This is a genomic window from Robinsoniella sp. (genome assembly GCF_034124845.1).
Map to the genome: position 1 here is coordinate 1 of NZ_JAWYAJ010000063.1, position 5,606 is coordinate 5,606.

Here is a 5,606-nt window from a genome sequence, read left to right on the forward strand (position 1 = left end):
GTTTTTTGGCGGATAGTATTCGACTGGCTCCCATCGGATACTAAGCGGGTACTGAGCTGCGAAATGCATCAGGATTTCGGAGCGAATACCCGCGTGCCGCCAAAAAGCGCTTCGGGAAGGTTAGAAAATGCCAGTTCTGCGTTAAGCCTTCCAAACACCTCTCCTGATCCGCCCCCTTCTCTTTCCGTGCACTACCTCCATATACAAAGCGTCCTTCCTCAGCGAAACCCAAATATAATGCATTTATAAGAACATATATAAAGCGTTCCCTGTAGTACTAGTATAGAGAAAATTCTTCCATACAAACGGTCTTATCCAGTGGCATTCTCAGAGTGTCATGCCTGTTAGGATTTAAAAATCCTTTACTTGGATATCCGAACAGAAGCAGGGCAGTAGGTTCTATAAACGATGGTATAGCAAATTCTTTTCGGATAATTTCAGGATCAAAAAGCCCTACCATTACAGAGCCGATTTCCAGCTCTCTTGCCGCCAGCATCATGTGATCACAGACTATGCCAATATCCAGATCTCCGGAGCATTTCTGATCATAAGGGCGGATTAGCTCACTTCGTCTATCACGGCAGACGATCAGAATGCAGGGGGATCCGAATGTAGAGTAGGCTTTTTGAACCTTTGCTAAATTCTCTTCTTTTTGTACCACCAGAATTCTTTGTGGCTGTTTGTTGCAGGCTGTGGGGGCAGCACGTCCGGCTGATAATATCTGATTCAGGCTGCTATGGGATAGTTTCCGGTCTGTAAAGCCTCTTGTTGTACAGCGCTGTTTTGCCAGTGTTAAAAAGTTCATTTTATCCTCCTTTTGAAATGTGAATAAAGATTCATATTTTATATTACCAGGCAAATTAATGAATGTCAAGATAATGTGAATAAAGATTCACATTATCTTGACGAAACCTATCGGACGAAGTATACTGTAAAAGAGGTGAAAAATATGTCAGATACAAGAATGCCGGTACAAAAACGCTCCATGGAAAGTAAGAAAAAAATTTTAGATGCCGGATTTGCACTTTTCTGTGAAAAAGGATTCTATAAGACAAATACCATTGCAATTGCAAAACGAGCCGGGGTTTCAACCGGAGCAGTTTATAGTTATTTTAAAGACAAACGGCAGATATATATCGCAGCATTTGAAGACTATTTAAATGGAATTTCCAGCCAGTTAATCATAAAGTTAGAAAGCCGGCAGCCGTTTCAGCTGATTGATTTTGTAGACAGCTGGATTACTTTTTATATGGATTTATACGCTGATTCCGGTGGAGCATTGGCACAGCTAAGAATGATGATTGTAGATGATGAAGAAATCAGATACCATTTTTCTCAGCTAGAGAACAGATATTTTTCAAATATAGTTGAAATTTTAATTAAAAATGGTATCGTACCCAACAATCTGCTGGAAAGAGTCTACACCTGCTGCATTTTAATCGATGGTTTAAGGCAGGAAAATTCAGCGTTTTCCCACAATGGTTTAAACTTTGATGTTTTTAAACAGCAGATTAGAGAAAGCGTTATCGGGTTATTAAATGTGTAAATTTCATAGTGCAGGATCATTCTCTGCATCAGCACGATTAGCTGCATGCAGAGAAAATTGATGGATATATGTGATTTTTTTCTATTTATGTATTTCTACTTATATATTTGTATTTTTATATTTGTATCTATATATTTGCATCTATATATTTGTATCTATATATTTCTATTTATATATTACTATTTATATATTCGCATTTATATGTGCATTTATATATTTCATTTATATATGTTCTATTTTGCTATTCTCTTTTTTTGATTTCTAATATTCTTGCTATTTTCGAAATTATTTGTAACCATTTCCCTTTACAGTACGTCTAAATAGTGTATGAATCAAAAATAATCTTACAAAACATGATTTTTCCGGAAAAACATGAGGAAGGCGGTAAGAAAAATTGGATGAAATAAAACTGGCGAAGAAAGCAATGCATGGCAATGTGAATGCTTACGGGCAGTTAATAGAGATGCACAAACTTTATTTATACCGGACGGCATATCTTTATGCAAAGAATGAAGATGCTGCTCTGGATATCGTCTCGGAATGCGTTGTCAAAGCTTTTTCTTCAATAAAAACTATGAAAGAGCCAAGATATTTTAAAACATGGCTCACCAGGATTTTAATTAATGCATCAAGAGATTATTTCCGCAGCCACAAAGAACAGATACCCTATGATGATCTCCCCCTTTCAGCTCCGGAAGGTTCAGTAAAAGCATATCTGAGCAGAGGCAGGGAAGAATTACGCAAATATCTAAAGGAGGATTATATTTATGTACAATAACTGGAATGAGGTACCGACTTCGGAACGTTTGGATGAAACAATTATGAGAAGCATGAAACAGGTGAAGAAAATACGGAAAAAGCAGGTTATAAAAAAGATATCTTTTTGTGCCGGAAGTACGGCAGCATTAATTACAGCATTTTTTATCTGGGGATTTTATAATCCTGTTTTAGCAGCTGAGATACCGGTAATTGGGGGGATTTTTAAAGATATAGAAAAGGATGTAGAGTTTTCAGGTGACTTTGCAGATAAGGCACAAGGTCTGGAGGGATCTGTAATGGAAGCAAATGATGCCGGGCTGTCAGTAAAAGCGGAAGAGGCTTATTGTGATGGGACTTCCATTTATGTTACACTTTCCATTACGGGAGAGCAGCCGTTTCAGAATATGTATGACGCGTACACCGATGAAGATGGAATTATGCATCTGCAGAATTTAATGCCGGAAGGGAATGCCAGGATTGGTGAAGAAGGAGAAGTGCTGAATATTGCAAGAAGCACAATAGAAGGACGTTTAATTAATGAACATACATTTCAGGGAATGATGAAATTAGATATGGATAAGGACTACACCCAGTCAGATCAATCTCTCAACCTGAAGCTGAATCTGGATTCCATTACCTACGAAGACAGTAAATTAGCAGAAGAATCGATTAAAAATGAAATGGAATATGAGATACCGTCAGGGGTAAATGAAAAGCCTAAGTTCAAGGAAGGATATGAGCCGATCATTCCACTGGTTACAACCCAGGGGCAGTGGCAATTGGATTTTAATGTCAAGGTTGATACAAATTCTGTAAAAATATATGATATTAATCAGGAAAGCAATGGATTTGGTATTGAAAAAGTAATTGTTACACCATATGAGGTCAAGGTAAAAACCATACTGCCGAACTTATATGGTAATGAAGAAGAGATTTTTGCGGCAAAGAAAAAAATATATGAAGAAGATAGAGCTGCAGCAAACAAGGCTGGAAGAGAATGGCAGGATCTCACCGACGAAGAGATAAATGAGAATTACTGGATTGCAGTCACAGGTGATTATGCAGCGTCAGTTTTCGATCAAAATGGACAAAAACTGGATTTTAGTTATGCGGAAAATTCGGATTCTGGAATTTATCAGGTATATCCCCGCCAGGGCAGGGAGATAACGAAGTTGTCAATATATGTGGGAGAAAATGCAATTTCGGCCTATAAAGAAAAAGATCAGATGGCTATGGCATCCAGAGCATTGTATGGGGTAGATATTGATTTAGAAAAATAAATAACAGCATGCAATGGATTTGTGTCACTGCAGACTTCACAAAAAATGTGTAGGTCTGCAGTTTTTTTTGTAATTTTAAAACCTTTTTGACTGGAGATCAGTTATATTTGATATAAGTAAAAATTACAGTCAGTATAGCCCAATATGCCGGGTATTTTTCGAAACAAATCTTACATTGGCACCCCATAGTTATCCGGCAGTATTTTTTAAACACGTTTAGCATAGCTGGCTAAAAATCAAAAAGAATAAGTCGACAAGAAAGGGGGAGAAAACACTTGGATGACAGGCAATTGGTTCATGAAATACAACATGGCAATAAACAATATCTGAATGAAATAGCAGAAAAATATTATGATGACATTTACCGGTTTTGCTGTTATCAGACCGGAGACCGGGACCAGTCCTATGATCTTGCTCAGGAAACATTTCTTCGATTTATCCGTTACATAGATCACTACCGTTACCGCAATCTAAAAGGATATCTTCTGACGATTGCAATGAATGTATGTCGTGATTTTTATCATGGAGAAAAAAAGCGGCAGGCGGTTGTTTCCATTGATGATGAGGAAGAGGCGGGATATGAAGCAGAACTTAAATCAGGGGATGACCTGATGGTGAGAATGATTCAACAAGAAAATTCCGGTTATATATGGAAAGCACTGTCTGTACTTCCCCAAATGCAAAAAGAGGTTATTATTCTTCATTGCTATTATGAAATGAAATACCGGGAAATCAGTAAAATGACCGGTGCGAAGACAGCAACGGTTAAATCCAGAATGAAGCAGGGTATGGATAAATTAAAACATATATTGAAAAAGGAGGATTTTTATGGATAAAAAGAATTTGCCAAAACCCCCCATTTCTATTGATCAGGATAGAAAAGCGGCAGCATTGTATGGTATCCGAAAAAATATTGAAATGAAAAAAATCAGGTACTGTCCCTCCAGAATTCAAATATTAGTTATTCAGTTACAATACATTTCTAAAGAATACTGGATCGGACAGGCTGTGGCTGTGGCAGCAGCAGTTATGCTATTTATGCTATATGGGGGACTTCCGGATAAAATGGAGGAATATCTGATCGGAGCGTCTATGCTGGCAGCGGCGATGGGGCTGGTGTCTGTTTTTGAAATCAGCCGAAGCCTGTCCTTTCACATGGCGGAGCTGGAGCAAAGCTGTTACCTGAATCTGGGACAGATATGGAGTATGAAAATGCTTATTTCAGGAGCAATAGACCTCTGTATTCTCACGGGAATGATTTTCAGTGTGATTGATACAATGAAGTACAGTGTATTCGCATTGTGTATGTATATTTTAGTACCGTTTGTTCTGTCCAATGCCTGCTATCTGTTACTTGTCTCCGCAGGCAGAAACGCAGGAAGAAAATGGATACAGATAATTATGTCTGTTTTCTTGTGTATCGGGTCGGCAATACCATCGGTTATTCCTAAGGTTTACCGCTCGGTTTATTTACCTTTATGGACAATTGTGTTTATCCTTGGATGTATCTTATTATTTATTGAAATCTATACTCTTTTACGCAGACTGAAAACGGGAGGAAAAGAATTATGCTGGAGTTAAAATTGGAAGGATTGGGTAAGCGTTACAAAGAAAAGATGGCAGTTGACCATGTGAATCTTCTTTTTACAAATGGAATATATGGACTTCTGGGCGCCAATGGAGCAGGAAAAACTACGCTGCTTCGCATGATATGTAATATTCTGCGTCCTTCGGAAGGGGAGGTTTTGTGCAATGGAAGCGGGATTCAAAAGCTGGGTGGAGATTACCGCAGCATGCTGGGATATCTCCCGCAGGAATTTGGTTATTACCCTGATTTTACCGCATGGCGCTATATGATGTACCTGGCATCACTGAAAGCTCTGCCAAAGGAAATGGCAAGGGAAAAGTGCAGGGAACTTTTGGAACTGGTTGGACTGCTTGGAGAAGCAAAACAGAAAATAAAGACGTTTTCAGGCGGAATGATCCGGAGACTGGGGATTGCACAGGCATTGTTAAACGAT

The 5,606-nt window shown here is 38.5% G+C and carries 7 protein-coding genes; 6 read left to right on the forward strand and 1 reads right to left on the reverse strand.

Translation table 11 applies throughout. From position 1 onward, the window contains the following. Positions 1-277: 277 nt before the first annotated feature. Positions 278-805, reverse strand: a complete 528-nt coding sequence (locus ACH2DQ_RS03175; protein ID WP_394911885.1) for a nitroreductase family protein — start codon at positions 803-805, stop codon at positions 278-280. A 144-nt stretch (positions 806-949) separates the two neighbouring features. Here ACH2DQ_RS03175 and ACH2DQ_RS03180 point away from each other — a divergent pair, with 144 nt between their 5' ends. From ACH2DQ_RS03180 to ACH2DQ_RS03205, 6 genes are all read left to right on the forward strand, one after another. Then, the gene (locus ACH2DQ_RS03180) at positions 950-1,546 is read left to right on the forward strand and encodes a TetR/AcrR family transcriptional regulator (protein ID WP_394911884.1); all 597 of its coding nucleotides are present in this window, start codon (positions 950-952) and stop codon (positions 1,544-1,546) included. Positions 1,547-1,940: 394 nt separating this feature from the next. Beyond that, positions 1,941-2,324: a sigma factor gene (locus ACH2DQ_RS03185; RefSeq protein WP_394911883.1), complete on the forward strand. Its 384-nt coding sequence runs from the start codon at positions 1,941-1,943 to the stop codon at positions 2,322-2,324. Next, complete coding sequence (locus ACH2DQ_RS03190; protein WP_394911882.1) at positions 2,314-3,585, forward strand: DUF4179 domain-containing protein; 1,272 nt, start codon at positions 2,314-2,316, stop codon at positions 3,583-3,585. The genes ACH2DQ_RS03185 and ACH2DQ_RS03190 overlap by 11 nt, the downstream gene beginning before the upstream one ends. A gap of 275 nt (positions 3,586-3,860) precedes the next feature. Further along, a complete protein-coding gene (locus ACH2DQ_RS03195) occupies positions 3,861-4,421 on the forward strand; it encodes an RNA polymerase sigma factor (RefSeq protein WP_394911881.1) in 561 nt (186 codons plus the stop codon). Further along, positions 4,414-5,166: a hypothetical protein gene (locus tag ACH2DQ_RS03200; RefSeq protein ID WP_394911880.1), complete on the forward strand. Its 753-nt coding sequence runs from the start codon at positions 4,414-4,416 to the stop codon at positions 5,164-5,166. The genes ACH2DQ_RS03195 and ACH2DQ_RS03200 overlap by 8 nt, the downstream gene beginning before the upstream one ends. Beyond that, positions 5,154-5,606, forward strand: a 453-nt coding sequence (locus tag ACH2DQ_RS03205; protein WP_395025552.1) for an ATP-binding cassette domain-containing protein, incomplete at its 3' end; no start/stop codon positions are given. The genes ACH2DQ_RS03200 and ACH2DQ_RS03205, both read left to right, overlap by 13 nt.